Genomic DNA, 24,710 nt, shown 5'->3' with positions numbered 1-24,710 from the left:
GAAGGATGGGGAAAGGGCAGGTAAAGCCGGGGTTGGTGGAGCGGCCCTGAGCTGGGAACCACCGGTGTCGGGCGGGGGTGGGGGCCGGGCTGGGGCGGCCGTTGCCGCCCTTGCCCCGTACCATGGGGTAAGGCCGAGGCTTTAGGTTTGCCCGGCAGCGCGCGTACCGGACCGTACGTCGCGATCCACAATTCCGGGAGAAGCGCCGCAGTGCCCACGCGCCACGATATTCGTAACGTAGCCATCGTCGCCCACGTCGACCACGGCAAGACGACCCTCGTCGACGCCATGCTCAAGCAGGCGGGTGCCTTCGCGGCGCACGCGGCCGAGAAGCTTGACGACCGGATGATGGACTCCAACGACCTGGAGCGTGAGAAGGGCATCACGATCCTGGCGAAGAACACCGCCGTCAAGTACCACCCCAAGGACGGTGGTGACCCGATCACCATCAACATCATCGACACCCCTGGCCACGCCGACTTCGGTGGCGAGGTCGAGCGCGGTCTGTCGATGGTGGACGCGGTCGTGCTCCTGGTGGACGCCTCCGAGGGTCCGCTGCCGCAGACCCGCTTCGTGCTTCGCAAGGCGCTCGCGGCCCGGATGCCGGTCATCCTGTGCATCAACAAGACCGACCGCCCCGACGCGCGCATCGACGAGGTCGTCAACGAGACGTACGACCTCTTCCTGGACCTGGACGCCGACGAGGAGCAGATCGAGTTCCCGATCGTCTACGCCTGCGCCCGCGACGGCGTCGCCTCGCTGACCAAGCCGGAGGACGGCACCGTCCCGACCGACAGCGAGAACCTGGAGCCGTTCTTCACCACGCTCCTGTCGCACGTGCCGGCCCCCGAGTACGAGGAGGGCGGCTCGCTCCAGGCGCACGTGACCAACCTGGACGCGGACAACTTCCTCGGCCGCATCGCGCTGCTCCGCGTCGAGCAGGGCGAGCTGAAGAAGGGCCAGACCGTCGCGTGGATCAAGCGCGACGGCACGGTGTCCAGCGTGCGCATCAGCGAGCTGATGATGACCGAGGCGCTGACCCGCAAGCCGGCCGAGAAGGCGGGCCCGGGCGACATCTGCGCCGTCGCCGGTATCCCGGACATCATGATCGGCGAGACGCTGGCCGACCCGGAGAACCCGGTGGCGCTGCCGCTGATCACCGTGGACGAGCCCGCGATCTCCATGACGATCGGCACCAACACCTCGCCGCTGGTCGGCCGGGGTGGCACCGGCAAGGGCGCGGAGGCCAAGGCCGCCGTCAAGGACCGCAAGGTCACCGCCCGCCAGGTCAAGGACCGGCTGGACCGCGAGCTGATCGGTAACGTCTCGCTGCGCGTGCTCGACACCGAGCGCCCGGACGCGTGGGAGGTGCAGGGCCGCGGCGAGCTGGCGCTGGCCATCCTGGTCGAGACGATGCGCCGGGAGGGCTTCGAGCTGACCATCGGCAAGCCGCAGGTGGTCACCAAGGAGATCGACGGCAAGCTGCACGAGCCGATCGAGCGCATCACCATCGACGTGCCCGAGGAGCACATGGGCGCGGTCACCCAGCTCATGGGCACCCGCAAGGGCCGGATGGACAACATGTCCAACCACGGCTCTGGCTGGGTGCGGATGGAGTTCATCGTCCCCTCGCGTGGCCTGATCGGGTTCCGTACGGAGTTCCTGACCAACACCCGTGGCACGGGCATCGCGCACTCCATCCACGAGGGCCACGAGCCGTGGTTCGGCGAGCTGGTCACCCGTAACAACGGCTCCCTGGTCGCCGACCGCGCGGGCTCGGTCACCGCGTTCGCGATGACCAACCTCCAGGAGCGCGGCGTGCTGTTCACCGAGCCCGGCACCGAGGTGTACGAGGGCATGATCGTCGGCGAGAACTCGCGCTCCGACGACATGGACGTGAACATCACCAAGGAGAAGAAGCTCACCAACATGCGCTCGGCCTCGGCCGACTCCTTCGAGGCGATCGTCCCGCCGCGCAAGCTCTCGCTTGAGCAGTCCCTCGAGTTCTGCCGCGACGACGAGTGCGTCGAGGTGACGCCGGAGGCGGTCCGCATCCGCAAGGTCGTCCTCGACCAGAAGGAGCGCGGCCGGGCGGCCTCGCGCGCCAAGCGCTGAGCACCGCGCGCCAAGCGCCGAGCACCACTCCCCGCGCGCGGGCCTCGCCGCCCGCGCGCCGGGTGAGGTTCCCGGGCGACGGCCCCGGCACGGATCGCTCCGTGCCGGGGCCGTCGCCGTATCCGGCGCCGGCGCGCCCGGCCCCCGGCGGCAGGGCCTCGTCCGGCGCCCCAGGGCCCGCCACGGCGCCCGCTGGGCCAGGCACGGCGCCCGCTGGGCCAGGCACGGTCACACCGGACAGACCCGCCGCCACCGGGACGTACGCGGGCGAGCAGGCGGTACGCGGCGAGCCGGGCGCCCGGCGAGATCGGGCCACCGGGTCGAAGAGGGCCGGCCTGGTGCGCCATCACGTTGCGTCAGCGCGCGGGTGGCCTGGCGGCGCGCGCCGGCTCGCGGAGCAGGCGCGGGGGCGCCGACCGGACCCCCGGTGCTCACCGTCGCGCGGGCGCGAGGCAGAATCTTGGCCTGTTCTTCGAACCGCCCCGCATCGACGGGGGGTTGACGCGGCGCCGGCGTACGTCTTGACTCACGGCTCCGCGTACGTCGCCGCGCACGTCACCGCCGAGTGCGGTGCGTGACCGCGCCACCGGCCGCGCCGGGTCGCGCCCTCACGCTGCGTCGCGCGCCGGGCGCGCGGAGTCCGCTCCGCCGCCGCCGGCCACCCGATCTGAGGGTGGGACAGGGCGAGGCCAGTCAACAAGTTTTCCCTCAACGGGCGTTCGGATATCGGTGAAGCCGTTCCGGATGTTGTATTAACAGTCCGTTTCGGGGGTGTCTGTCTGTGATGCCTTTGTCCGGATTTCGGTACTCCGTCCTCGGGCGATGTGACCAAAGCGAGACCCTTTAAGTGTGGTTTACGGGCCAGGCGTGCTCAATCATGGGGTCCATTGAGCTCGGGTCAATGGGTCACGCGCTGTGGGGAGCGCCGACCTACGAGCACACTCGGGGTGCCGGGTCTTATGTCGCTGTCAGGGGTGTCAGCGCGTATCCGGTGCCCTCTCTCGTAGTGACAGTGGACTCCTGAGGAGGCAATCCCATGCGCGGTGCCAGTAGCGCCAAGTGGGTCGCGATGGCGGCGGTCGTGGCGCTGGCCGCGACGGCTTGCGGCGGCGGCAACAGTGACAGCGACAGCGGCAACGACGGCCCGGTCGACAAGAGTGGCAAGGTCGTCTTCGACAACGGTGAGCCGCAGAAGCCGCTGCAGCCGGCGAACACGATGGAGTCGTACGGCAGCGCCGTCATCCGGTCGCTGTTCCAGGGCCTCGTTGACTACGAGCCGGGCACCGGCAAGATCGTCAAGGAGAACGCCGAGTCCGTCACCACGAAGGACAGCAAGCTCTGGACGATCAAGCTCAAGAAGGGCTGGAAGTTCCACAACGGCGAGGCGGTCACGTCGAAGTCGTACGTGGACGCCTGGAACTGGGCCGCTGCCACGAAGAACAACCAGCAGAACAGCTCCTGGTTCGCCGACATCAAGGGCTACGAGGACGTCCACCCGGAGAAGGGTGACGCCAAGACCGACAAGATGTCGGGCCTGAAGGTCGTCGACGACACCACCTTCACCATCGAGCTGGTCTCGCCGGTCCCGTACTTCGAGTACAAGCTGGGCTACGAGGTCTTCTCGCCGCTCCCCTCGGGCTTCTTCCAGGACCCCAAGGGCTACGGCCAGAAGCCGGTCGGCAACGGCCCGTACAAGTTCGTGAAGTGGGATCACAACAAGCAGATCGAGGTCGAGACGTACCCTGAGTACCAGGGTTCGAACAAGGCCAAGAACGGCGGCGTGATCTTCAAGAACTACTCGCAGCCCGAGGCGGCCTACAAGGACCTCGTCTCCGACAACGTCGACGTGATCCGCCAGGTCCCGCCGAACGACCTGCCGAACTACAAGAGCGACCTCGGCAACCGCGCGATCGACCAGGACTACTCGGCGATCCAGACGATCAACCCGGCGTTCTACAACACGCAGTTCAAGGACATCGACGTCAAGGTCGTCCAGGGCCTGTCGATGGCGATCGACCGCGAGACGATCACCAAGACGGTGCTCCAGGGCACCCGCGTCCCCGCCACCGGCTGGGTCGCCAAGGGCGTGCTCGGCTACCAGGCCGACGCCTGTGGCGAGTTCTGCAAGTTCGACCCCGCCAAGGCCAAGGACCTGATCAAGCAGGGCGGTGGCGTCCCGAAGAACGCCATCAAGATCCAGTACAACGCCGACGGCGGCCACAAGGAGTGGGTCGACGCGGTGTGCGGCTCGATCCGCAAGTCCGTGGGCGTCGAGTGCGTGGGTGACTCCAAGGCCGACTTCCAGGCCGACCTGGAGGCCCGCGACAACAAGCAGGTCAAGTCGATGTACCGGTCCGGCTGGGTGCTGGACTACCCGTTCAACGGCAACTTCCTCCGGGACCTGTACGGCACCGGCGTCGCCGGCAACAAGGGCGCCTTCTCGGACAAGAAGTTCGATGACCTGGTGAAGAAGGCGGACAACGCCAAGACGCTGGAGGAGTCGGCCAAGGAGTACAACCTGGCCGAGCAGCAGCTCAAGAACACCTTCCCGGCCATCCCGCTCTGGTACTACAAGGTCAACGCTGGTTACTCGAAGAACGTTTCGAACGTGAAGTTCAACCAGAAGGGCGACCCGATCCTCACCGACATCACGGTGAAGCAGAAGTAGTCGTCGGACGTTGATGCCGAGGGGCGCCCCGAACCGGGCGCCCCTCGGGCCACGGGGGCAGCCGGTTCCTTACCTGGAGCGCGGCTGCCTTCGGCCGACCCCAGAACGGAGGCACGATGGGGCGATACGTCGCGCGGCGACTGCTCCAGATGATCCCGGTCTTCATCGGGACAACCTTTCTCATCTTCGTCATGGTGCGTACCCTGCCCGGCGACCCCATCCGGGCGCTGTGGGGTGACAAGGCGCCAGACCCCACCCAGCTCGCCGCGCTCCGTCATGAGTACGGGCTCGACGACCCGCTGTGGCAGCAGTACCTGGACTACATGAAGGGCCTGTTCCAGGCGGACTTCGGCAAGACCGTCGGCGGACGGCCGGTCTCCGAGATCCTGACGGACGCCTTCCCGGTCACCATCCGGCTCGCCATCATCGCGCTCCTCTTCGAGATGATCCTCGGCCTCGTCCTCGGTGTCTTCGCCGGCATGAAGCGGGGCAAGATCGTGGACCGCGGCGTGCTGATCCTCACCCTGCTGGTCATCTCGATCCCGGTCTTCGTTCTGGCCTATATCTTCCAGACGGTGTTCGGCACGGAACTGGGGTGGACCACACCAACGGTCCAGGACTCCATGAACATGCAGGAGTTGGTGCTACCAGGCATCGTGCTCGGCTCCCTCTCGCTGGCCTACGTGGCGCGGTTGACGCGTACCACCGTCGCGGAGAACCTGCGGGCCGACTACATGCGCACCGCGCTCGCCAAGGGCCTGCCCAAGCGGCGCATCGTCGTCAACCACCTGCTGCGCAACTCGCTGATCCCCGTCGTCACCTTCCTCGGCACCGACCTGGGCGCGCTGATGGGCGGCGCCATCGTCACCGAGGGCATCTTCAACGTCCAGGGCGTGGGCGGCGCTCTGTACCAGGGGCTGGTCCGACGCGAGGGAAGCACCGTGGTGGGCATCGTGACCTGCCTGGTCTTCGTCTACCTCGCCATGTCCCTGATCATCGACCTGCTGTACGCGGTCCTGGACCCGAGGATTCGCTATGCCTGAGATCTACGACAATCCGCAGTCCGGCCCCGGGACCCGCGCCGGCAACGCGGCGGTCGCCGCAGATCGAGGCGCGACCCCGACCAGCCCGAAGGCACCGGCCGCCGGCCCGTCGCTCGAGGACAAGGTGCGCGAGGAGAAGGCCCGCAGCCTGTGGGGCGACGCCTGGCGCGACCTGCGGCGCAACCCGTACTTCATCATCTCCAGCTTCCTCGTGGTGCTGCTGGTCTTCATCGCGCTCTTCCCGGGCTGGTTCACCAGCGCCGACCCGCGCGACGCGGACCTGACCAACCACTTCCTCAAGAAGCCGGAGCTGGGCAGCTTCTTCACGGCGGACTGGTTCGGCTACGACAACCAGGGCCGCAGCATCTACGCCCGGGTCATCTACGGCACCCGCGCCTCCATCCAGGTCGGCGTCGGCGTCACGGTCATCGTGACCATCGTCGGCGGCCTGATGGGCATGCTCGCCGGCTACTTCGGCGGCTGGCTGGACGCCCTGCTCTCGCGCATCACCGACGTGTTCTTCGGCATCCCGTTCCTGCTCGGCGCGCTCGTCGTGCTGAACGCGTTCACCGACCGCTCGGTGCCCGTCGTCATCGGCGCGCTGGCCTTCCTCGGCTGGACGCAGATAGCCCGCGTCATGCGTGGCTCGGTCATCACGACCAAGCAGGCGGACTACGTGGTGGCGGCCAAGGCACTGGGTGCCGGCACCAGCCGCATCCTGATCAAGCACATCCTGCCGAACGCCATGGCACCGGTGATCGTTGTCGCGACCATCGCGCTCGGCGGCTACATCTCGGCCGAGGCCACCCTGTCCTACCTGGGCATGGGACTCGCGGAGCCGACGGTTTCCTGGGGCATCGACATCTCGTCCGCGTCCAAGGTGGTGCGGAACAACCCGCACGCCCTGTTCTTCCCGGCCGGCATGCTGACCCTGACCGTCTTCGCGTTCATCATGCTCGGCGACGCGGTGCGCGACGCCCTCGACCCCAAGCTGCGCTGAGGGAGGCGTACGTGACCACTATGGACAAGACCGCGAGCGCCCCCAGTCGGCGCATCGAAGACGACGGCACCACCCCGCTCCTCGAAGTCCGGGACCTGCACGTCGAGTTCAAGACCCGGGACAGCCTGGTCAAGGCCGTCAACGGGGTGAACTACAGCGTCCGCGCCGGCGAGACGCTGGCCGTGCTCGGCGAGTCCGGGTCCGGCAAGTCCGTGACGGCCCAGGCCGTCATGGGCATCCTCGACATGCCGCCGGGCCGTATCCCGCAGGGCGAGATCCGGTTCCGTGGCGAGGACATGCTGACCATGTCCAACGAGGAGCGCCGGCAGATCCGCGGCCGCAAGATCGCGATGATCTTCCAGGACGCGCTGTCCTCGCTGAACCCGGTGCTCTCCGTGGGCTACCAGCTCGGCGAGATGTTCCGGGTGCACCAGGGGATGTCCCGCAAGGCCGCCAAGGCCAAGTCCATCGAGCTGATGGACCGGGTCCGCATCCCCGCCGCCAAGGACCGGGTGAACGACTACCCGCACCAGTTCTCCGGCGGTATGCGCCAGCGCATCATGATCGCCATGGCGATGGCGCTGGAGCCCGACCTGATCATCGCGGACGAGCCGACCACCGCGCTCGACGTGACCGTGCAGGCCCAGGTCATGGACCTGCTCGCGGAGTTGCAGGCCGAGTACAACATGGGCCTCATCCTGATCACCCACGACCTCGGCGTGGTCGCCGACGTCGCGGACAAGATCGCGGTGATGTACGCGGGCCGCATCGTGGAGACCGCGCCCGTGCACGAGCTGTACAAGCGCCCCGCGCACCCGTACACCCGTGGCCTGCTCGACTCGATCCCGCGCCTGGACCAGAAGGGCCAGGAGCTGTACGCGATCAAGGGCCTGCCGCCCAACCTGACGCGGATTCCCCGGGCTGCGCGTTCAACCCGCGCTGCCCCAAGGCGCAGGACATCTGCCGCAGCGAGGTGCCGATCCTGCACCCCGTGACCGAGCGGGACGGCACCGACCTGCCGGGCCGCGGCAGCGCGTGCCACTTCTGGAAGGAGACGATCCATGGCTGACCCCACCAAGAAGGACGAGGCGGCCGACCAGAAGGGCGCGCCCCGGGACACCACCCCGAACGTGACCGAGGTGGACGTGGTCGAGGCCGCGTCCGTCGAGGAGGTGGAGGCCGTACTCGACGCACCCGTCGAGCGCGGCGAGCCGATCCTCCAGGTGCGCAACCTGGTCAAGCACTTCCCGCTGACCCAGGGCATCCTCTTCAAGCGCCAGATCGGCGCGGTCAAGGCCGTGGACGGCATCTCGTTCGACCTCTACCAGGGCGAGACGCTGGGCATCGTCGGCGAGTCCGGCTGTGGCAAGTCCACGGTCGCCAAGCTGCTGATGACGCTGGAGCAGGCGACCGCGGGCGAGGTCTTCTACAAGGGCCAGGACATCACCAAGCTGTCCGGGCGCGCGCTGAAGGCCGTACGCCGCAACATCCAGATGGTCTTCCAGGACCCCTACACGTCGCTGAACCCGCGCATGACGGTCGGCGACATCATCGGGGAGCCCTTCGAGATCCACCCGGAGGTCGCGCCCAAGGGCGACCGGCGCCGCAAGGTGCAGGACCTGCTCGACGTGGTGGGCCTGAACCCGGAGTACATCAACCGGTACCCGCACCAGTTCTCCGGCGGTCAGCGCCAGCGCATCGGCATCGCCCGCGGCCTCGCGCTCAACCCGGAGATCATCATCTGCGACGAGCCGGTCTCGGCGCTGGACGTGTCGGTGCAGGCGCAGGTCATCAACCTGATGGAGAAGCTCCAGGACGAGTTCAACCTGTCCTACATCTTCATCGCGCACGACCTGTCCATCGTCCGGCACATCTCCGACCGGGTCGGCGTGATGTACCTGGGCAAGATGGCCGAGATCGGCACGGACGAGGAGATCTACGACCACCCGACGCACCCCTACACCCAGGCGCTGCTGTCGGCGGTCCCCGTCCCCGACCCGGAGGCCCGCGACGGCCGCGAGCGGATCATCCTCTCCGGAGACGTCCCCTCGCCGGCCAACCCGCCCTCCGGCTGCCGCTTCCGCACCCGCTGCTGGAAGGCGGAGGACAAGTGCGCCAAGGAGGTGCCGCTGCTCGCGATCCCGGAACGGTTCGTCGGCCAGAACACCCCCGCGGCACACGAGTCGGCGTGCCACTTCGCGGAGGAGAAGGACGTCGTCCACGCGTGACGCTCGCCGCTGAGGCGAGGGTGGGTTCTCTCGCCGCTGCGGCGAGGGCTCCACGGGCTGTTCCTGACGAGAGCGCCCGGACCGGAATGCCGGCCCGGGCGCTCTCGGGTTTTTCGGGGTCAGGAACCCCGGTGGGGTCACGAGCCGGCGGTGGCCAGCCTGCCCACCACGTGCTCCGCGTCCGGCGGGTACTCCCACGTCCAGTCACTCACGCGGCAACCTCGCGGTACGCCTGGTCGAGCAGTACGCCGATCCGCGCCGAGGCTCGACGGGCATCCTCGACGTTGTCCGCCGCGGCCACCGCGTGCTCCAACTCATCGAGCCGTCGTGCGCGCTCCGGGTAGCGCCGGAGGGCTACGAAGACCGCCCAGCGACGCAGGAACGTGTGCATCGGCACGGTGCTGTCGGTCTGCACCGCTTCCTGCCACGCGTCGTGGAACTCCGCCTCGAAGCGCACCGACGCCCCCAGATCCAGGGTGCGAACGGCCACCCTGAGCGCCTGCTCCGTGAGCGGAGGCATCGGAATCAGCGGCTCGTCATCGCCAGGGGCTCTATGGGCTGAGTGCTCATCGTGCTGTTCCTCCGCGTGTCCTCCGTCGTGCCGTACGCAGCTCGTCTCACCTCCCCGCCGAACCGCCGCGTGCCCACCGCGCCGCCCGGACCGTGCCCTCCTGGATTTCCTGTTGAGGCAAGGTGAGGCCCAAGGAGGTCTCCAGGGCATGGAAGTAGAGCTCGAATTCGTTGGTCAGCTCGGGGTGGTCCAGTTCGGCGCGGCGTAGGGCCTGGTTGAGAAAGTCGAGTGGACCACCCCGGTGGTAGGGGGCGCGGCCCCGGTCGTACCAGATGAGCTCCCCCACACCTCCGTCGTCAACGTGCTGGCCATCGCACATGTAGGTGAGGGTGTAGATGGCCTTTGCGGAGGTCGCGCTCAGATCCACGGTCTCGGTGACCCCGAGGCGGGCGAGGTCGGCGAGGTCGAAGGGGAAGCCGGGTGCCGTCTCGTGGTACAGGAGGAACGCCCAGTCGCCCGCCTGCCCGAAGCAGTAGCTCTCCCAGGCGATCTCCCAGGCCATATCCCGAGCAATATCCCAGTGGTCGTGGCTGGTGCCGTCCATGCTGTGCAGGTCCGCCAGGCGCGTGCCGTTCGCGACCTGTTCCGGGTCAGCCCCGTGGAGTACGGCGATCTCCTCGGCGCTGATGCCCTCGCCGCGGAAGAAGGCGAGGTGGGTGTAGGGCTCCTGCTCGCGCCAGCCGGCGGCGATCCAAGCCAGGCCCTGCCACGGGTCGCGCCCGCACGGCGGGGGCACCTGCGTGTCGTCCGGGCCCCCGCTGCGGTACCTGCGCCCCCACGCCGGGCTGATCCGGTCCATCAGCTCCGCCTGCCCGGTGACGAGGTTGGCGACCGGACCCTGGCCGGGGGAGTGCGCCACGATGTGGTCGGCGAGCTGGCGGACGGCCTCCTCCGCGACGAAGTACAGCACGTCGTCAAGGTCGCGGGCGAGAAAGGTCTGGTGGTAAGGGCCGTCATAGCCACACACGGTGCCATCTCCGGGCAAGACGAGGAAAAGGCCATCGCGCGTGGCCACCCGCTGTTCGTACTGCTCGGGCATCGTGCCGATGGGCGGGAACATGGCGGCGTCGAGCAGGTCAGAACCCGCGGTCAACTGGCCCCAGGACCGCCTGAGTAAGTCCTCTGTGATCTGCATGGGCGCCAGTATGCGGCGGGGCACTGACAGTGCGGGTCCTCGGCCGCCCCGTCCGGCTCAAGGGGTGTGGACGCCCCTCACACCCGTCGCCACCGCGCAAGCGCCAGCGAGAAGACGCCGAACAGCACCAGGCCCACGGCGATCGCCGCGAGCAGCCACGGGCCGGCCGGGGTGTCGGCGAAGCTGCGCAGGGTGTCGTCCATCCCCTTGGCCTGGCTCGCGTCGTAGTCGAGCGCGGCCTGTACGGCGAAGACGCCGGCCACGGCGAACAGCGCGCCGCGCGCCACCCCGCCGACCACGCCCAGGACGTCGATCACCTTCCGGGTGCGCCGCGACATCTGGGCGTGCTTGAGGTGCTTGTGGAACGAGCGGCGCGCGGCCTGGACGACGATCCAGACGCCGGCACCCGCGATCACGAGCCCGGCGATGCCCACCAGCCACTGTCCGGCCGGCCAGCCCAGGGCGTCGGCCGTCACGTCGCGGGACTTCTTGTCGCTGGAACCGCTGCCCTGGTCCTTGATGGCGAAGGAGATCATGGAGTACGCCATGAACCCGTAGAACACGGCGCGCGCGGCGGACATCGCCCGCTTACGGGCCTTGCGGCCGTCCGGCCCGGCCGCGCCGAACAGTGCCTCCGACAGCCGCCACAGGGCCAGCCCCGCGATGCCGATGCCGACGGCCCAGATCAGGAAGGCGCCGAAGGGCTGTCTGCCCAGCTCGCGTAGCGCGCCCCCGTTGTCGGCCTGTTCGCCGCTACCGAAGGCGAGCCGCAGCGCGAGCAGCCCGACCAGGACGTAGAGCACGCCACGGGCGGCCAGCCCCCAGCGCGCGGCGGCGTCCATGGCCGAACTGTTCGCCGCCTTGCGGGCCGCGCCTCGGCCACCTCGTACCGCAGCCATCGTTCCCATGCCGCACCTCCAGGGCCTCGTGAATCGGGGGAGAACCCTTCCCGGATGCCCCGGAGTGGGGCTGGCTAACGGCAGGCTCGGGCCGCCCGGGCCCGTGGGGCTGGCTCGGGCGGCCCGCGCCGGTCACGTCACCGGCCGACGACCTCCCGATGCGCCGCGTCCAGCAACACGCCGACCTGCACCGCGGCCCATCTGGCGTTCTCGACGCAGTCGGCCTCGGCGAAGACCTGTCGCAGGTGCTCCAGCCGCCGCGCCCGCTCCGGATCGCTGACCAGCGTGGCGTAGATCGCGCGACGGTAGGTGTCCAGCCAGTCCGGGTCGCCGTCGTAGACGCGGGACACCCGCTGGGTGGGGCCGCCGGGGTTCATCCGCTGTGCGGGGGCTTGAGCGAGAACCAGACGGCCTTGCCGCCGTCGTGCCGCTCCACGCCCCAGTCGTCGGAGCCCGCCTCCACGATGGCCAGCCCGCGCCCGCACTCGTCACCGACCGCCGCCGCGCGCGGCACGGGCAGCCTGGCCCCCGTGTCCCAGACGGTCAGCCGGAAGTCACCCGGCTGCCAGTCCATGCTGACGAACGCGTCGGCGTGCGCGTTGCGGTACGCGTTGGTCACCAGCTCCGAGGCGAGCAACTCGGCTTTGTCGGTCAGCGAGTTGAGCCCCCCGGCCCGCAGCACGCTGCGCACCGTGGCCCGTACGACGCCGACCGCTCGCGGATCGTGGGGGATGAACAGGCCGTAGGACCAGGGTTGTTCAGGCATGCGCATATGGCAGCCTCCAGTTGAGTGCCTGCTGTGACTGGCGCCATACTCAAGGTAGCGAGTAGCGTGACATGTGTACAACCCGACTGAGCGATCGAGGTGGAAATCGTGGGACTCAGGAGCAACCCCAGCTATCGGCAACGCCGGTTCGGGGCGGAGGTCCGTAAGCTCCGTGAGCGTGCAGGTCTGTCGGTCACGGAAGCGGCTGAGCTGGTGGGTACTCGCCAGTCGCATTTGAGTAACGCGGAAGCTGGGCGGACTAGCTTGTCGCAGGAACGGCTCCGTCGACTTGCTGACACCGTGACAGGGATAGGTGACACGTATATTGAGGCGCTGGTCGAGTTGGACCAGGGTGCGGGCGGAGGGTGGTGGGACTCCTACCGGAACCGCGTCCGATCGTCGCTTCTGGACATCGCCGACTTGGAGTCCAGAGCTGAGCGCCTGCTGATCTACGAGCCCATGTTCATTCCGGTGCATCTCCAGACGGCGGCGTACGCCACGGCGGGCTTCAGGGGAGGCTACGCCCGCGTCTCGCCGCAGGAGCAGGACCTTGATATTGAGTTCCGTATGCGGCGTCGGCAGGTGATGGAGAGCGGTACGCCTGCACACTTCCACGCGGTCATCCACGAGGCTGCGCTTCACGCGACCTTCGGTGATCGCTCGATCATGAGAGAGCAGTTGGCCTTCCTGATCGAAGGCTCACGGCGCCCCAACGTGACGATTCAAATCCTGCCGTTCGATGGCCCAGTGGCTTTCGGTACAGGCTTCACTCTTGCTGTGCCTGCAGAGGCCGAGCTGAGCACGGTTGTCGTTGGGCACGTCGAGAAGTCGCTGTACCTAGGAGATAGTGACTCGCTTTCCAGGTACAACCAGTGGTTCGCTAGCCTGAGCGACAGAGCGCTGCCTCCCGTGGACGCATCGGTGCAGCCGGAGGCACACCGCGTGAAGGACTCGCTGGGGCTGATCCAGCGAATCTTGTACTCCTTGCTTTAGGAAGGCATGGATGAATCAGTTGCGTTGGCGCAAGTCGAGCTTCAGCGAGCCGGGCTCGGACACATGCGTAGAGATAGCCAGCAGTTCCACCAGCGCCCCGCGCCTGCGCGAAAGCGCCGACCCCGCCACGGTGATCACCACCACCGGCCCGGCGCTCCGCGCGCTGCTCGCGTCGGTCAAGGCTGGCCAACTGGACGGCTTGGCAGGCTGAGAAGCGGGCGCAGGTCGGCGTCACCTCTCACGTTGCGCATCGGCCAGGGAAGGCAAATATGTCGTCGCTTGCATGGCGGAAGTCCAGCTTCAGTGAGCCAGGGTCCGATAACTGCGTCGAGCTAGCCACTGACCCCGTCGGCGCCCCGCACCTGCGCGAAAGCACCGACCCCGCCACGGTGATCACCACCACCCGCCCCGCGCTCCGCGCGCTGCTCGCGTCGGTGAAGGCCGGCCGCCTCGACGGCGTACAGGGCTGACGGCCACGCGCGACCCGCGGGTCCCGCGCGGCTAACCCGCCCCGATCAACTCGCGCGTCACCTCGTGCAGGCGCGCCGCCGCCGCCTCGTCGAACGCGCGGCCCGTCACGGCGAGTCGGCGCTTCCTCTGGTACGCCGAGAACGCGTCGGCCGGCGGCTCGTCCAGGAGGTGGGTCATCGGGGCGACGGCTTTCGGGACCGACGTGGCCAGCACGGCGAACGTCGCCCTGGTCAGGGCGCGCCACGGCGGGGGGAGGTGGTGCGGCATGCCGGTCGACACCACGCCGGGGTGGTAGCCGACGTAGCGGATCGGGGTGTCGGGGTAGCGGGACGGGTACGCCGCGCCGAGTAGGTCGTTGGCGCGGAACGCCTGCAACGTGGCCTTGAAACCGCCGTAGCGGCGCTCCAGTTGGAGGTCGTCCCAGCGCAGGCGGCCCAGGGGGACGCCGGGTGTGCCGACGTTCAGGATGACCGGACGCGGCGCGGCCTCCAGTGCTGTGCGCAGGCCGTGACTGAGCACGTAGCGACTGAGGTAACCGAGCGCGAAGGCGTGCTCGAAGCCCTCGGGGGTGACGGAGCGGGGGCCGAAGAGCCGGTACCGCTGCGCGCAGAGGACGAGCTGGTCCACCGTGGGGCTCGTGGACTGGATGCGGGTGACGAGTTCCCTGGTGGCGGCCACCGAGGTCAGGTCGGCCTGGAGGAAGGTGGCGCGGTCGGCCGCCGACTCGGCCGCCGCCTCCGCGAGGAGGGCCGCGCCCTTGGCTGGCGTGCTGCCCACGGCGATGACCCGTGCTCCGTGGCGTAGGTAGTGCAGTGCGAGCCCCTTACCGAGCCCGTCCGTTCCCCCGGTGATGACCACCGTCCGCATCGCGGTTCCCCTTCCCCTGGCCTGTGGTGCCCCGTCGACCGTGCGTGCGGCGTGCGGCATGCGGTGTGCGTCGTACGGCATGCGCGGGTGCCGTGTGGCGCGGCTCGTGGACACTATGCGGATAGCTCGTATCCGCTTCGTCGGGACCGTACCACGAAGCGGATATGCTCTATCCAGTTGATGGGGTGTGCGCCGGCGGAGGGATGGCTCATGGGTGGTCGTGGTCGGGACAGTGGTGGCGGGGCGGCGGCGGCCGGGGCGCGTCCGTTGCGGCGGGACGCCGAGCTGAACCGGCAGCGCATCGTGCGGGCCGGACGCGAGGTCTTCGCCGTGCGGGGGTTGCAGGCAACGCTCAACGACGTGGCGCACCACGCGGGGCTCGGGGTCGGCACGGTCTATCGGAAGTTCGCCGACAAGCGGGCGCTCGCGGAGGCCGTGTTCGCCGAGGAGTTGGCCGAGATCGCGGCCTGGGCGCGGGACGCGCTGGTCGAGGAGGAGGCGTTTGACGCCCTGGCCGACTTTCTGGCCCGGGCCCTGGAGCGGGCCGCGCACAACAGGGGGCTGCGCGAGTTGATGCGGCAGGGCGCCCTGGAGGACTCCGGCCTCGACCGGGTCCGGGCGGAGATCGGTCAGCACTGCGAGGCGCTACTGGCGCGGGCGGGGGCGCGGGGCGCGCTGCGCGAGGGCGTCACGGGGGCGGACCTCGCGCCGATCGCCGCGATGATCGACGCCGTCATGGCGTTGCCGGGGGAGCGCCCGTCCGACCTGTGGCGGCGCTACCTGGCCATCGTGCTGGACGGGCTCCGCGCCCATCCGGGCCAGGCGCCGCTGCCGGGGGCGGGCGACGGCGGCTGACGCCTCAAGGTGTGAACAGGTCTGCGGTCGGCGGGGGTTGGGAGGCGTGGGGTCGATCCGACGCGTCGGCGGTGTCGGTTCAGCCGCGCGTCCGCGCGGCGCGGCGCTCGCGCCATTCGGGGGCGAGCACCGACCACACCTCGACGTCGCGGCGGCCACCGCCGCGCGCGAAGCTGCCCCGCAACACCCCGTCGCGCACGAAGCCGAGCCGCTGCGCGGCCTTGAGGCTGGCCGCGTTGGCGGCGTCCGCCTGCCATTCGACGCGGTGGATGCCGCGTACGTCCACCGCCCAGTCGATGAGGACGGTGATGGCGCGGGTGACCAGGCCACGCCCGGTGGCGGTCTCCTCCAGCCAGCAGCCCACCTCGCAGGTGCCCTCCCGCGCGTCGAAGACGCGGAACAGGACGCCGCCGACCAGCGTGCCGTCCAGCCATATCCCGTAGATGCGACCGCCGTCGGCCGCCGTCTTGTCGGCGTACGACTGGAGGAAGGCGCGGGCCGAGTCCGGGTCGGCGGCGGCGTCGGCGAGGCCGATGTAGCGGCCGATGAACTCGCGGGAGCGGTCGATGTGGGTGAAGTACTCCTCGGCGTGCCACGGTTCCAGCGGGCGCAGCTCCGCGCCGTCGTCCCCCAGCGATTTCGCGAACATCGCGCCCCCTGCCGTATCGACCGTGCTGTGTTGTGGCGTCCTGCCAACCAGCGGCCCGCCCGCCCGGCGGACCACCGGTCAGCGTCTCGCGCGAACCCGATGTGGATCAAGCGAAATACGGGTGCGCGGGCGCGTACCCCGCCGGCCCCGGCCCCGGCTCGGCCCGTGGCCGGCGGCTCGCGGGGCGGCGGGGTCAGGGCTCAGCGGCGCGTCAGCGTGTCGCGGTGCTCGCGCCATTCCGGGGCGAGCACCGACCACACCTCCATGTCCAGGCGCTCGCCGCGGTGCGGGAAGCTGCCGCGAAGTACCCCTTCGCGCGTCATGCCCAGCCGCTTGGCCACGGCGATGCTGGCCGTGTTGGGGGTGGCCGCCTGCCACTCGACGCGGTGGATGCCGCGCTCGTCCACGGCCCAGTCGATGAGGTGCCGCATGGCACGGGTGATCAGACCGCGCCCGACGGCCGCCTCCTCCAGCCAGCAGCCGACCTCGCAGGTGCCCATCTTCGCGTCAAGGGCGACGAAGAGGACGCCGCCGACCAGCGTGCCCTGCGACCAGATGCCGAAGAAGCCCCCGTGGCCGGCCGCCGCGTTGTCCGCGCGCGCCTGGAGGAACGTGCGCGCCGTCTCCACGTCGGTGGCCCGGTCGGGCATGGGGACGTAGCGGGTGACGTACTCGCGGCACCGTTCCATGTGCGCGAAGTACTCCTCCGCGTTCCACGGTTCCAGCGGGCGCAGCTCCGCGCCGTCGTCCCCCAGTGATATCGCGAACATCGCTCTCCTTCACCGCGCACGCGACTGCCCGCGTACGCCTCCCCCGGGTAGCTCACCCACCCACTGACCAGCGCTTACCGTCTCCCATGCGGTGCGCTGAGACAAGTGGGAATCTGTCGGGGGCGGCTCCGGGGCGGTTCCGGGATGGCTCAGGGGTGGCTCCGGGGTGGCTCCGGGATGGTCGGCGTGCCAGGCGGGCCGTGGTCGTCGCCCCCGTGGCCCGCCGGCGTTCAGCGTCGGCTGCGACCGCGCAGGATCGATCCCAGCGCCAGGCCCGTACCCAGGCCGACCAGGGTGCCGATCGCCGCCTGCCATGCGGAGGGCGTTCCGGCGGGAGGCACGTCCGGTGGGTCCGGGGGAGCGGGGGAGCGTACGGGAGGCCCGGAGGCGACAGCGCGGGCGTGTTCCTCGCCCACGATGACCAGGAAGCGGCGACCGACGCGGCTCCCGGACGCACTGGCGGCCCACGAGGCGTGGGCCCTTTCCCAGTAGTGTCGCCCCGCCTCTCCGGTGAACATCCCGGCCAGCATGTCGCGCAGCAGCGGTTCGGGGATGGTCCCGACCTCGTAACCCATCCACGCGTAGTTCATCATCAGGTCGGCGTAGACATGGCGCTTGCGCTGGTGAACCTCGGCGATGTCCGTGTCACCCCAGACAGGCTGGTAGAGCGCCATGTCGTCAAGCTCCAGGCGGGCCAGCTCCAGGTAGTACCCGCGGATTCCGTGGATCTGCTCGGCCCTGGCCTGCCGGTTCTGCGTGATCAGCGAGGCGGCGACGCCGGCCAACGCGAGCGCCGAGACGACGGCCGACGTGAACCCGTACGCGGCGCCGACCTGGCTCAGCCTGTTCCAGTCGGTGTCCCTGGCGTCGGAGACACCCTCCAGCACGAACGGCGACAGCAGGAGCGCCGCGAGCACGGCCGCCGTGGCGGCGACCCATGCCAGACCCCTGGCGGTCCGGCGAGCCACCGAGGGTGGGTTCGCCGGACGATGACGAGCAGCTATCAGGTGAACGCACCCCCCACGCGCGCCCGCCCCCTCGGCGGGCTGAACCAGGGCGCAGCCTACGTGCAGCCGCCGAGTCGGTGTGCGTGGCCCTGACCACCGGTAGGGAGCGGGCGGACGCGAGTCGACGGGGTGGGTGAACGACTGGTCCGTCGTATTCCGGTGGCGGCCCCCGGTGCCCCTCGGACAGGATCGCGCACATGATCTCGACGGTAACGACCATTTCGATCGACTGCGCGGACGCCTACCAACTGGCCCGCTTCTGGAGTGATGTGACCGGTAACCCGCTCGACCCCGAAGACCAACCGGGTGAGGACGAGGCTGAGATCATGTTGCCCGGCGGACCGGCCTTGCATTTCAACGAGGTGCCGGAGCCGAAGTCAGTGAAGAACAGAGTCCACCTGTGCCTACGCCCGGACACCTCGCGGGACGCGGAGGTCGAACGGCTTCGAGGGCTGGGCGCCTCCCTGGTCGCCGATCGCCGCAAGCCCGACGGCTGGGGCTGGGTCGTTCTCGCCGATCCGGAAGGCAACGAGTTCTGTGTATTGCTAGCCGAATCCGAGCGGGCGGCATTGTCCTCGTAACCCCAGCCCGGTCGCCACGGGTACGTCCGTCGCCGGGCAGACCGCGAGATAGTCGACCTCGCCGCGCCGCACGCGCTCCAAGTGCCCATCTCTTACAAGCAAGCGCAATCGGATCGATGGCGGAAGAGGGTAGACATGAAGCTACGGTTCCTCGGCATCATCCCGAACACGCCCGTTGACGAGTCGCCCACCCTCTGGCTGGATGAGGAAACGGGAGACTTGCTGATCCAGTCCTACCGAGCCACCGAGGAAGAGGTGAAGGCGTGCCAGGAGATCGGCTCTATCCCCGGACACAGCACGGACGTCCCGGAGAACGAGACGATCATCAGGCTGCCTGCCGTGATGCTGAAGTTCATCCCCCGACTGGAGGACGGCGACGGTGAAGCACCCCGTACGTGAGGGGATCTCCAGGGCCCGTAAGTCCGCCGTTCACCTGGAGATGCGTGACAGCTACACCCCAGCCGACCCGGAGTTCGCTCGCTGGCGTGCTGGCCACCGGTACGACGGGGACCCGGCGAGACTGCCGGACTGGTGGGGAACATGGCGTGACGTGGTGGAGGAGGCGACGGCGCGCGGGGTCGTCATGCGGCGAGCCCGCATCGTCTCGGAACCGGTCACGGAATACATCAGGTATGAGCACGACATAACGTTCGCCAATGTCGCGGCGGGGGAGCTGGTCCGCTGGCTACCCCGGCGGAAGGCCGCCGACATTCCGTTGCCCGGCACCGACCTGTGGATGTTCGACGGCGAGTCGGTGCTGTTCACGTACTTCTCCGGCGTCGGGGAAGTCGTGGACCGGGAGTGGCGGACGGAGCCGGAGGTCGTACGACTGGTCTCGTCCGCCTTCGAGTTGGTGTGGGATCGGGCCACGCCGCACGAGGAGTACAAGCCGGTCTAACGCACCATGCCCCAGTCAGCGTCGTCAAGTGTTCAGCAAGCCCGGCAACTCCTTGCCGATCGCCCCAGCCCAGCGAAGTGGCCATGTACGCCGAGACGTTCGCCGAGCTGGCGGGCCATGCTGTCTACGGGGCTCGGGTGCGGGTACTGATCGCCTCCGCCATGGACTCACTCGGATGACAGCGCCGCAATCACTCGCAATCGGCTGGGAGTCGCGCGCCGAGCACCCCTAACGTCGTCAACAGGAAGGCCCCGCCCCGGCGGTGGAGCCCTGGACAGGTCGAGCGCCGGAGCGGGGGACCCGCCACAGGGAAGCCCCTGTGGCCCGACGGGCCATGCCATCGACGGTACGGCGGCGTGGTCGCTGGCGAAAGAGGAGGTTGGTGGATGAGCGGTGCGACCGTCGAGACGTACGAGAACCGCACACCCGATGCGGAAGGGTGGCGCGGGGTCCCCTTCCGGCACCCCAGGGACCTGGGGGCCGTCGCCCAGGGCGACGGGGGCAAGCACGACGGCGGGCCCATGCCGCCTGAGGCTCCCCGGGAGCCGCAGCCGGGCGGGGGCGACGAGGACGCGTAGCCCCCTGCCCAAGCACGCCCCGTGAGCCGATGAAACAACCCAGCGCCCGCGTGCCGTGGCACGCGGGCGCTGGGGTTACCGAGGGTGCGGCGGCCGTTACACGCCGCCCGGGACCGGCTGTGCCGGTTCCGCGTCGCCGTCGCTGGCGAGCAGGGAGTCGTCCTGCACGCGGGCGCCGGGGAGCTGGTAGCGGGCGGTGATCAGCGCGGTGTCCACGTCGCGGGTGCCGGTCGAGACACACAGCGTGTAGGCCACATCGTCCATGCGCTGTCGGGCTGCCTCGTCTCCAGCCTCCGCGTGGAGGGTGCGCAGTGCCTCGTACTGCTCGACGAGCCGTTGCAGGACCGCGGGGTGGGCCATCAACACGTGCGTCTCCTTTCGCTTGGGGACGATCGACGTCCGCTCCTCGGGTACCCGGGGCACCCACGGCGTACTCCTTTCGATATCGCGGCCCAACGATCTCGTGTCGGGAGTGGCACCGGCTGCCGGGAACGGCACAACGCGACGCGGCACGGCACGGCGCGACACGGCACGGCGCGACACGGCACGGCGCGGCACGGCACAGCAAGGCACGGGGCCCGGGCCGGGTCGGCCGCGGGCCCCGTGTCGTGGGCGGAGGGGATCAGATCGCGGGGGCGAACCGCTCCCAGACCCGGTGGTTGCGCAGCAACTCCGTGAGGCGGTCGAGGGCGGCGTCGCCGGACTCGGCCACGATGACGCCCGGCGCGTCGGCCGGGATGCCGGCCGCGGCCAGCACCGTGTCGGCGTCGGCCCAGCCGCCGATCGCCTTCCCGTGCCGGTACGCCTCGGAGAGCATCAGCAGCACCCGCGGGTCGGTCGCGGCGGCGGCGCGCGCCGACTCGTCGCCGGCCTTGGCGTCCCGCGCCCCGTACGCGTCCGCGCCCGGGCCGGGCACGCCGGCCAGCAGGAGGGCGTCGAACTCGATGGAGCGGGCGGTGGCGAACGAGCGCTGGATGGTGATCGGGTCGGCGTCCGGGCCGAGCTGGCCGCCCGACGGCGCCACGACCAGCGGCACCATGCCCGCGTCCAGCACCGCCTGGCGTACCGCGCGCACCCCGTCCAGGTCGCCGCCGCCACCCGTGACGATGCCGATGATCCGGCCGTCCAGCGGCCAGCTCTGGCCCAGTTGGGACAGGGCCGGGCTCGGCCGGACCGGGGTGGGTTCCACGGTGGGCTCGGGCACCGGCAGGCCGAGGCCGGTGGCGACCTGTTCGCACAGCTCCGGGTCGATGTTGGCCAGCACCTTGAGCTGCCGTTCCTTGACCGCGTTCTCGTAGCACTTGCCCAGTTCGAAGGTGTACGCGGCAATGATGTGCTCGCGCTCCACGTCCGTCATGCTCTGCCAGAACAGCCTCGGCTGGCTGAAGTGGTCCTCGAAGGTGGCCGGCGATTCCCGTACCTTGCGGGCCGCCGGTACCTCGACCGGCACCTCGACGTACGCGCCGGTGTCCGCGCCGGCCAGGAACGGGCAGCCGCCGTCGAGCGAGTTGGGCCGGTACGGGGCGACGCCTCGGTGCACCGCGTCCTGGTGGAAGCCGTCCCGCAGCATGTCGTTGACCGGCGCGTGCGTGCGGTTGATCGGGATCTGACCGAAGTTGGGGCCGGCGAGCCGGGTGATCTGGGTGTCCAGGTACGAGAACAGTCGCCCGGCGAGCAGCGGGTCGTCCGTGATGTCGATGCCGGGCACCAGGTGCCCGGGGTGGAAGGCGACCTGTTCGGTCTCGGCGAAGAAGTTGGTCGGGTTGGCGTTCAGCGTCAGCAGCCCGATCGGCTGCACGGGCGCGATCTCCTCCGGGACGATCTTGGTCGGGTCGAGCAGGTCGATGCCCTCGTACATCTGCTCCGGAGTGTCGGGGAAGGTCTGGATGCCCAGTTCCCACTGCGGGTACGCGCCCGCCTCGATCGCGTCGGCGAGGTCGCGGCGGTGGAAGTCGGGGTCGACGCCGTTCGCGATCTGCGCCTCCTCCCAGACCATGGAGTGGACGCCCAGCTTCGGCTTCCAGTGGAACTTGACCAGCGTCGTCTTCCCCTCGGCGTTGACCAGCCGGAAGGTGTGGACGCCGAACCCCTCCATCATGCGGTAGGAGCGCGGGATGCCACGGTCGGACATGTTCCACAGGGCGTGGAAAGTGGCCTCGGTGTGCAGCGAGACGAAGTCCCAGAACGTGTCGTGCGCGCTCTGCGCCTGCGGGATCTCCCGGTCCGGGTGCGGCTTGCCGGCGTGGATGATGTCGGGGAACTTGATCGCGTCCTGGATGAAGAACACCGGGATGTTGTTGCCGACCAGGTCCCACACACCCTCGGTGGTGTAGAACTTCGTGGCGAAGCCGCGGGTGTCGCGCACGGTGTCGGCCGAGCCGCGCGAGCCCAGCACGGTGGAGAAGCGCACGAACACCGGCGTCGCCACGTCCTTGGCCAGGAACGCGGCCTTGGTCACCTGGCTGGCCGTGCCGTAGCCGTGGAAGACGCCGTGCGCCGCCGCGCCACGCGCGTGCACCACGCGCTCCGGGATGCGCTCGTGGTCGAAGTGGGTGATCTTCTCGCGCAGGTGGTGGTCCTGGAGCAGCACCGGGCCGCGCGGGCCGGCCTTCAGCGACTTGTCCGTCTCGTACAGCCGCGTGCCCTGCGCGGTCGTCAGGTACGAACCGGCCTGCGCCATGTCCCCGGGGTCGGCGCCGGTCGGCTGCCCGGTGGGGGAGACGGTGGCGGGGGAGCCCTGGTCGGGCTTGGGCGGCAGCGGGTCGCGGGGCTCGGTCGGCTCGTCGACCGGCGGCGTCTCGGGCCCCGGCTTGCCCGGGATGCCGTCGGCCGGGCCGGGGACGTCGCGCAGCGCGTCGGCCAGCTTCTCGGCCGCTGCCTTGATCGGATTGGACTTGCCCATCATTCCTCCGTGCCTGGGGGACGGTGTCGTGCGGTACCGAGAGCGGCAACGTCACAGCCTTGACCGTGGGGACCGGTCGACAAACGAGAGCGCCCGGCGAGTTCAGCCAGGCGGCGCGCGCCCGGACGAGCGTGTGGCCCCCGCCGGCTGCGGGAGCGCGGACCCGACGCGGGCCCGGCGCTCTCGCCCGGTGGTGTGCCCGAGCCCGACTGGCGGGTGCGTCGCGGTGGACGCGCCGGAGCCGGACAGGGCCGTGGCGTGGCCGGTCGGTGGGTGGTCGCGGGCGCCGGACCGGGCGGGCGCCGGATGCGTGCGGAGTCACCCGACCGGCAGCGCGGTGGACCCGCGCGGCGGTCGGGGGTGGGAGCGAGGTCGAAGCGGAACACGGCGGCCCGGGTACCCGGCCGCACGCGAACCACGCGTGCAGCGGTGAGACGAACCCGGGCCGAGCGGGTGGGCGGGCCCCGTTTCCCGCCGGCAGGTGACGGCCTCGGTGGCCTCCGGCGTCGCGCCGCGACGAGGCGGGTGTGTCCACGGCGCCGTCGGGGGCAGGAGGGAGGCTGTGTCGGTCCAGCACCCGCCGACGAGGAGGCCGGCCCAGGCTGTCGGTGGTCCCGGTAGTCCCGGTGATCCCGGTGATCCCGGTGATCCCGGTGGCCCCGATGGTCCCGGTGGTCCCCGTGGCGGGGTCGCTTCCGGCCGACAGCGGCGGCGAACGGTGGGGCAACGAGGGCGGAGGTGTGAGCCTTGTTCGAGGACTTCGAGGCCAGGCGGATCCGGGTCGGCGAAGCGTCGATCTTCGTGCGGTACGGCGGCCAGGGGCCGCCGGTGGTACTGCTGCACGGCCACCCACGGACCTCCGCGACCTGGCACCGGGTCGCCCCGCTCCTCGTCCAGGCCGGCTTCACCGTGGTCTGCCCCGACCTCCGGGGTTATGGCCGGTCCACCGGCCCGGCGCCCACCCCGGACCACACCGGGTATTCCAAGCGGGCCGTCGCCGGTGACGTGGTCGAGGTGATGCGCTCCCTGGGCCACACCCGGTTCGCGCTCGCCGGACACGACCGCGGGGGCGCTGTCGCGCTGCGCCTCGCGCTCGACCATCCCGACACGGTCTCGCGGGTGGCGCTGATCGACTGTCTTCCCGTCAGCGAGCACCTGTCCCGCATCACGGCCGAGTTCGCCACGCAGTGGTGGCACTGGTTCTTCTTCGCCCAGCCGGACATCCCCGAGCGGGTCATCAACGCCGACCCGGACCGCTGGTACCACGGCGATCCGCACAGCATGGGCCAGGAGAACCACGACGAGTGGCGCGCGGCCACGCGGAACCCCGACGTGGTGCGGGCCATGCTGGAGGACTACCGGGCCGGCCTCACCGTCGACCGGCGACACGAGGAGGAGGACCGCGCCGCCGGGAGGCGCATCCGGTGCCCGGCACTGGCCCTGTGGTCGCTGCGGGACGACCTGGAGGACCTGTACGGGGACCCGTTGCGGATCTGGAGGCAATGGGCACCGGACGTACGGGGCCACGGCATCGACTCCGGGCACCACGTGGCCGAGGAGGCGCCGTGGGCCCTCGCCTCCTCCCTCACGGACTTCCTCGCCGCGCCGCCCGAGCGGTGAACCAGCCCCCGGGCCGCCCCCGGCCCGTTCTCCGGGAACGCGGACGCATCCGGTGACTGACGGCGGCGTGGTCGGCCGGCGGCGACGCGCAGCA

The 24,710-nt window shown here is 70.0% G+C and carries 25 protein-coding genes and 1 pseudogene; 15 read left to right on the top strand and 11 right to left on the bottom strand.

Translation table 11 applies throughout. The annotated features are described in order from the left end of the window. Nucleotides 1-210 precede the first annotated feature (210 nt). From typA to AC3CHW_RS10975, 6 genes and pseudogenes are all read left to right on the top strand, one after another. On the top strand, nucleotides 211-2,115 hold the full coding sequence (gene typA, locus AC3CHW_RS11000; protein ID WP_398609389.1) for a translational GTPase TypA: 1,905 nt from the start codon (nucleotides 211-213) through the stop codon (nucleotides 2,113-2,115). 1,036 nt (nucleotides 2,116-3,151) lie between these two features. After that, nucleotides 3,152-4,783, top strand: coding sequence for a peptide ABC transporter substrate-binding protein (locus AC3CHW_RS10995; RefSeq protein WP_398609388.1), 1,632 nt, complete (start codon nucleotides 3,152-3,154; stop codon nucleotides 4,781-4,783). Nucleotides 4,784-4,899: 116 nt separating this feature from the next. After that, nucleotides 4,900-5,826, top strand: coding sequence for an ABC transporter permease (locus tag AC3CHW_RS10990; RefSeq protein ID WP_187063731.1), 927 nt, complete (start codon nucleotides 4,900-4,902; stop codon nucleotides 5,824-5,826). Continuing rightward, the gene (locus AC3CHW_RS10985) at nucleotides 5,819-6,826 is read left to right on the top strand and encodes an ABC transporter permease (RefSeq protein WP_187063730.1); all 1,008 of its coding nucleotides are present in this window, start codon (nucleotides 5,819-5,821) and stop codon (nucleotides 6,824-6,826) included. The genes AC3CHW_RS10990 and AC3CHW_RS10985 overlap by 8 nt, the downstream gene beginning before the upstream one ends. Nucleotides 6,827-6,837: 11 nt before the next feature. Next, nucleotides 6,838-7,895 (top strand): annotated as a pseudogene (locus AC3CHW_RS10980) (ABC transporter ATP-binding protein). Beyond that, nucleotides 7,888-9,054 (top strand): ABC transporter ATP-binding protein, encoded by a 1,167-nt coding sequence (locus AC3CHW_RS10975; RefSeq protein ID WP_398609386.1) that lies wholly within the window; start codon nucleotides 7,888-7,890, stop codon nucleotides 9,052-9,054. The pseudogene AC3CHW_RS10980 and the gene AC3CHW_RS10975 overlap by 8 nt, the downstream one beginning before the upstream one ends. 208 nt (nucleotides 9,055-9,262) lie before the next feature. Here AC3CHW_RS10975 and AC3CHW_RS10970 read toward each other — a convergent pair whose 3' ends face one another. The 5 genes from AC3CHW_RS10970 to AC3CHW_RS10950 all read right to left on the bottom strand — a co-directional run bounded on the left by AC3CHW_RS10970 (nucleotide 9,263) and on the right by AC3CHW_RS10950 (nucleotide 12,425). Then, entirely contained in the window at nucleotides 9,263-9,574 is a 312-nt protein-coding gene (locus AC3CHW_RS10970) for a hypothetical protein (protein WP_488470315.1), read from the bottom strand. Nucleotides 9,575-9,671: 97 nt separating this feature from the next. After that, complete coding sequence (locus AC3CHW_RS10965) at nucleotides 9,672-10,760, bottom strand: hypothetical protein (RefSeq protein ID WP_488470314.1); 1,089 nt, start codon at nucleotides 10,758-10,760, stop codon at nucleotides 9,672-9,674. 77 nt (nucleotides 10,761-10,837) lie between these two features. After that, nucleotides 10,838-11,668, bottom strand: a complete 831-nt coding sequence (locus AC3CHW_RS10960; protein ID WP_488470313.1) for a DUF1206 domain-containing protein — start codon at nucleotides 11,666-11,668, stop codon at nucleotides 10,838-10,840. Nucleotides 11,669-11,796: 128 nt separating this feature from the next. Then, nucleotides 11,797-12,036 carry a hypothetical protein gene (locus tag AC3CHW_RS10955; RefSeq protein ID WP_398609383.1) on the bottom strand — a complete coding sequence of 80 codons (240 nt, stop codon included), beginning with the start codon at nucleotides 12,034-12,036 and terminating at the stop codon, nucleotides 11,797-11,799. Continuing rightward, entirely contained in the window at nucleotides 12,033-12,425 is a 393-nt protein-coding gene (locus AC3CHW_RS10950) for an ATP-binding protein (protein ID WP_398609382.1), read from the bottom strand. The genes AC3CHW_RS10955 and AC3CHW_RS10950 overlap by 4 nt, the downstream gene beginning before the upstream one ends. A 108-nt stretch (nucleotides 12,426-12,533) precedes the next feature. Here AC3CHW_RS10950 and AC3CHW_RS10945 point away from each other — a divergent pair, with 108 nt between their 5' ends. The 3 genes from AC3CHW_RS10945 to AC3CHW_RS10935 are packed head-to-tail and all read left to right on the top strand — an operon-like array spanning nucleotide 12,534 to nucleotide 13,888. Further along, nucleotides 12,534-13,418 (top strand): helix-turn-helix domain-containing protein, encoded by an 885-nt coding sequence (locus AC3CHW_RS10945; RefSeq protein ID WP_468064346.1) that lies wholly within the window; start codon nucleotides 12,534-12,536, stop codon nucleotides 13,416-13,418. Nucleotides 13,419-13,428: 10 nt separating this feature from the next. Next, the gene (locus tag AC3CHW_RS10940) at nucleotides 13,429-13,629 is read left to right on the top strand and encodes a DUF397 domain-containing protein (RefSeq protein WP_488470312.1); all 201 of its coding nucleotides are present in this window, start codon (nucleotides 13,429-13,431) and stop codon (nucleotides 13,627-13,629) included. Nucleotides 13,630-13,687: 58 nt separating this feature from the next. Continuing rightward, the gene (locus tag AC3CHW_RS10935; RefSeq protein ID WP_488470311.1) at nucleotides 13,688-13,888 is read left to right on the top strand and encodes a DUF397 domain-containing protein; all 201 of its coding nucleotides are present in this window, start codon (nucleotides 13,688-13,690) and stop codon (nucleotides 13,886-13,888) included. A 31-nt stretch (nucleotides 13,889-13,919) separates the two neighbouring features. Here the strand turns inward: AC3CHW_RS10935 and AC3CHW_RS10930 are convergent, their stop codons facing one another. Next, nucleotides 13,920-14,756, bottom strand: a complete 837-nt coding sequence (locus tag AC3CHW_RS10930; protein WP_488470310.1) for an SDR family NAD(P)-dependent oxidoreductase — start codon at nucleotides 14,754-14,756, stop codon at nucleotides 13,920-13,922. 210 nt (nucleotides 14,757-14,966) lie between these two features. Here AC3CHW_RS10930 and AC3CHW_RS10925 point away from each other — a divergent pair, with 210 nt between their 5' ends. Further along, nucleotides 14,967-15,611 (top strand): TetR/AcrR family transcriptional regulator, encoded by a 645-nt coding sequence (locus AC3CHW_RS10925; protein ID WP_488470309.1) that lies wholly within the window; start codon nucleotides 14,967-14,969, stop codon nucleotides 15,609-15,611. A 79-nt stretch (nucleotides 15,612-15,690) separates the two neighbouring features. On the opposite strand, the gene AC3CHW_RS10920 is transcribed toward AC3CHW_RS10925, so the two are convergent. From AC3CHW_RS10920 to AC3CHW_RS10910, 3 genes are all read right to left on the bottom strand, one after another. Next, nucleotides 15,691-16,260, bottom strand: coding sequence for a GNAT family N-acetyltransferase (locus tag AC3CHW_RS10920; RefSeq protein ID WP_488470308.1), 570 nt, complete (start codon nucleotides 16,258-16,260; stop codon nucleotides 15,691-15,693). A gap of 200 nt (nucleotides 16,261-16,460) precedes the next feature. Further along, entirely contained in the window at nucleotides 16,461-17,030 is a 570-nt protein-coding gene (locus AC3CHW_RS10915) for a GNAT family N-acetyltransferase (protein WP_488470307.1), read from the bottom strand. A gap of 230 nt (nucleotides 17,031-17,260) precedes the next feature. Continuing rightward, nucleotides 17,261-17,998, bottom strand: coding sequence for a DUF6082 family protein (locus tag AC3CHW_RS10910; protein ID WP_488470306.1), 738 nt, complete (start codon nucleotides 17,996-17,998; stop codon nucleotides 17,261-17,263). 236 nt (nucleotides 17,999-18,234) lie between these two features. Here AC3CHW_RS10910 and AC3CHW_RS10905 point away from each other — a divergent pair, with 236 nt between their 5' ends. From AC3CHW_RS10905 to AC3CHW_RS10890, 4 genes are all read left to right on the top strand, one after another. After that, the gene (locus tag AC3CHW_RS10905) at nucleotides 18,235-18,618 is read left to right on the top strand and encodes a VOC family protein (protein WP_488470305.1); all 384 of its coding nucleotides are present in this window, start codon (nucleotides 18,235-18,237) and stop codon (nucleotides 18,616-18,618) included. Nucleotides 18,619-18,753: 135 nt separating this feature from the next. Beyond that, on the top strand, nucleotides 18,754-19,017 hold the full coding sequence (locus AC3CHW_RS10900; protein WP_488470304.1) for a hypothetical protein: 264 nt from the start codon (nucleotides 18,754-18,756) through the stop codon (nucleotides 19,015-19,017). Beyond that, a complete protein-coding gene (locus AC3CHW_RS10895; protein ID WP_488470303.1) occupies nucleotides 18,998-19,516 on the top strand; it encodes a DUF6879 family protein in 519 nt (172 codons plus the stop codon). Before AC3CHW_RS10900 ends, AC3CHW_RS10895 begins: the two co-directional genes overlap by 20 nt. A gap of 386 nt (nucleotides 19,517-19,902) precedes the next feature. Beyond that, a complete protein-coding gene (locus AC3CHW_RS10890; RefSeq protein ID WP_488470302.1) occupies nucleotides 19,903-20,094 on the top strand; it encodes a hypothetical protein in 192 nt (63 codons plus the stop codon). A gap of 96 nt (nucleotides 20,095-20,190) precedes the next feature. Here the strand turns inward: AC3CHW_RS10890 and AC3CHW_RS10885 are convergent, their stop codons facing one another. Both AC3CHW_RS10885 and AC3CHW_RS10880 read right to left on the bottom strand, forming a co-directional pair. After that, nucleotides 20,191-20,460 carry a DUF5133 domain-containing protein gene (locus tag AC3CHW_RS10885; protein ID WP_187063733.1) on the bottom strand — a complete coding sequence of 90 codons (270 nt, stop codon included), beginning with the start codon at nucleotides 20,458-20,460 and terminating at the stop codon, nucleotides 20,191-20,193. Nucleotides 20,461-20,716: 256 nt separating this feature from the next. After that, a complete protein-coding gene (locus tag AC3CHW_RS10880; RefSeq protein ID WP_398609416.1) occupies nucleotides 20,717-22,996 on the bottom strand; it encodes a catalase in 2,280 nt (759 codons plus the stop codon). Between the two features lie 747 nt (nucleotides 22,997-23,743). Here AC3CHW_RS10880 and AC3CHW_RS10875 point away from each other — a divergent pair. Beyond that, entirely contained in the window at nucleotides 23,744-24,616 is an 873-nt protein-coding gene (locus AC3CHW_RS10875) for an alpha/beta fold hydrolase (RefSeq protein ID WP_488470301.1), read from the top strand. The last annotated feature ends 94 nt before the right edge of the window (nucleotides 24,617-24,710 follow it).

This window comes from Streptomyces sp. MGP-BFMKR1 (assembly GCF_057766585.1).
This window is presented reverse-complemented; position numbering and strand designations above follow the sequence as displayed.

Excerpts from the sequence above, each read along its gene's own strand:
- AC3CHW_RS10995 (WP_398609388.1), top strand. The coding sequence starts at position 3,152 with ATGCGCGGTGCCAGTAGCGCCAAGTGGGTCGCGATGGCGGCGGTCGTG.
- AC3CHW_RS10990 (WP_187063731.1), top strand. The coding sequence starts at position 4,900 with ATGGGGCGATACGTCGCGCGGCGACTGCTCCAGATGATCCCGGTCTTC.
- AC3CHW_RS10985 (WP_187063730.1), top strand. The coding sequence starts at position 5,819 with ATGCCTGAGATCTACGACAATCCGCAGTCCGGCCCCGGGACCCGCGCC.
- AC3CHW_RS10975 (WP_398609386.1), top strand. The coding sequence starts at position 7,888 with ATGGCTGACCCCACCAAGAAGGACGAGGCGGCCGACCAGAAGGGCGCG.
- AC3CHW_RS10970 (WP_488470315.1), bottom strand. The coding sequence starts at position 9,574 with ATGCCTCCGCTCACGGAGCAGGCGCTCAGGGTGGCCGTTCGCACCCTG.
- AC3CHW_RS10965 (WP_488470314.1), bottom strand. The coding sequence starts at position 10,760 with ATGCAGATCACAGAGGACTTACTCAGGCGGTCCTGGGGCCAGTTGACC.
- AC3CHW_RS10960 (WP_488470313.1), bottom strand. The coding sequence starts at position 11,668 with ATGGGAACGATGGCTGCGGTACGAGGTGGCCGAGGCGCGGCCCGCAAG.
- AC3CHW_RS10955 (WP_398609383.1), bottom strand. The coding sequence starts at position 12,036 with ATGAACCCCGGCGGCCCCACCCAGCGGGTGTCCCGCGTCTACGACGGC.
- AC3CHW_RS10950 (WP_398609382.1), bottom strand. The coding sequence starts at position 12,425 with ATGCCTGAACAACCCTGGTCCTACGGCCTGTTCATCCCCCACGATCCG.
- AC3CHW_RS10940 (WP_488470312.1), top strand. The coding sequence starts at position 13,429 with ATGAATCAGTTGCGTTGGCGCAAGTCGAGCTTCAGCGAGCCGGGCTCG.
- AC3CHW_RS10935 (WP_488470311.1), top strand. The coding sequence starts at position 13,688 with ATGTCGTCGCTTGCATGGCGGAAGTCCAGCTTCAGTGAGCCAGGGTCC.
- AC3CHW_RS10930 (WP_488470310.1), bottom strand. The coding sequence starts at position 14,756 with ATGCGGACGGTGGTCATCACCGGGGGAACGGACGGGCTCGGTAAGGGG.
- AC3CHW_RS10925 (WP_488470309.1), top strand. The coding sequence starts at position 14,967 with ATGGGTGGTCGTGGTCGGGACAGTGGTGGCGGGGCGGCGGCGGCCGGG.
- AC3CHW_RS10920 (WP_488470308.1), bottom strand. The coding sequence starts at position 16,260 with ATGTTCGCGAAATCGCTGGGGGACGACGGCGCGGAGCTGCGCCCGCTG.
- AC3CHW_RS10915 (WP_488470307.1), bottom strand. The coding sequence starts at position 17,030 with ATGTTCGCGATATCACTGGGGGACGACGGCGCGGAGCTGCGCCCGCTG.
- AC3CHW_RS10905 (WP_488470305.1), top strand. The coding sequence starts at position 18,235 with ATGATCTCGACGGTAACGACCATTTCGATCGACTGCGCGGACGCCTAC.
- AC3CHW_RS10900 (WP_488470304.1), top strand. The coding sequence starts at position 18,754 with ATGAAGCTACGGTTCCTCGGCATCATCCCGAACACGCCCGTTGACGAG.
- AC3CHW_RS10890 (WP_488470302.1), top strand. The coding sequence starts at position 19,903 with ATGAGCGGTGCGACCGTCGAGACGTACGAGAACCGCACACCCGATGCG.
- AC3CHW_RS10880 (WP_398609416.1), bottom strand. The coding sequence starts at position 22,996 with ATGGGCAAGTCCAATCCGATCAAGGCAGCGGCCGAGAAGCTGGCCGAC.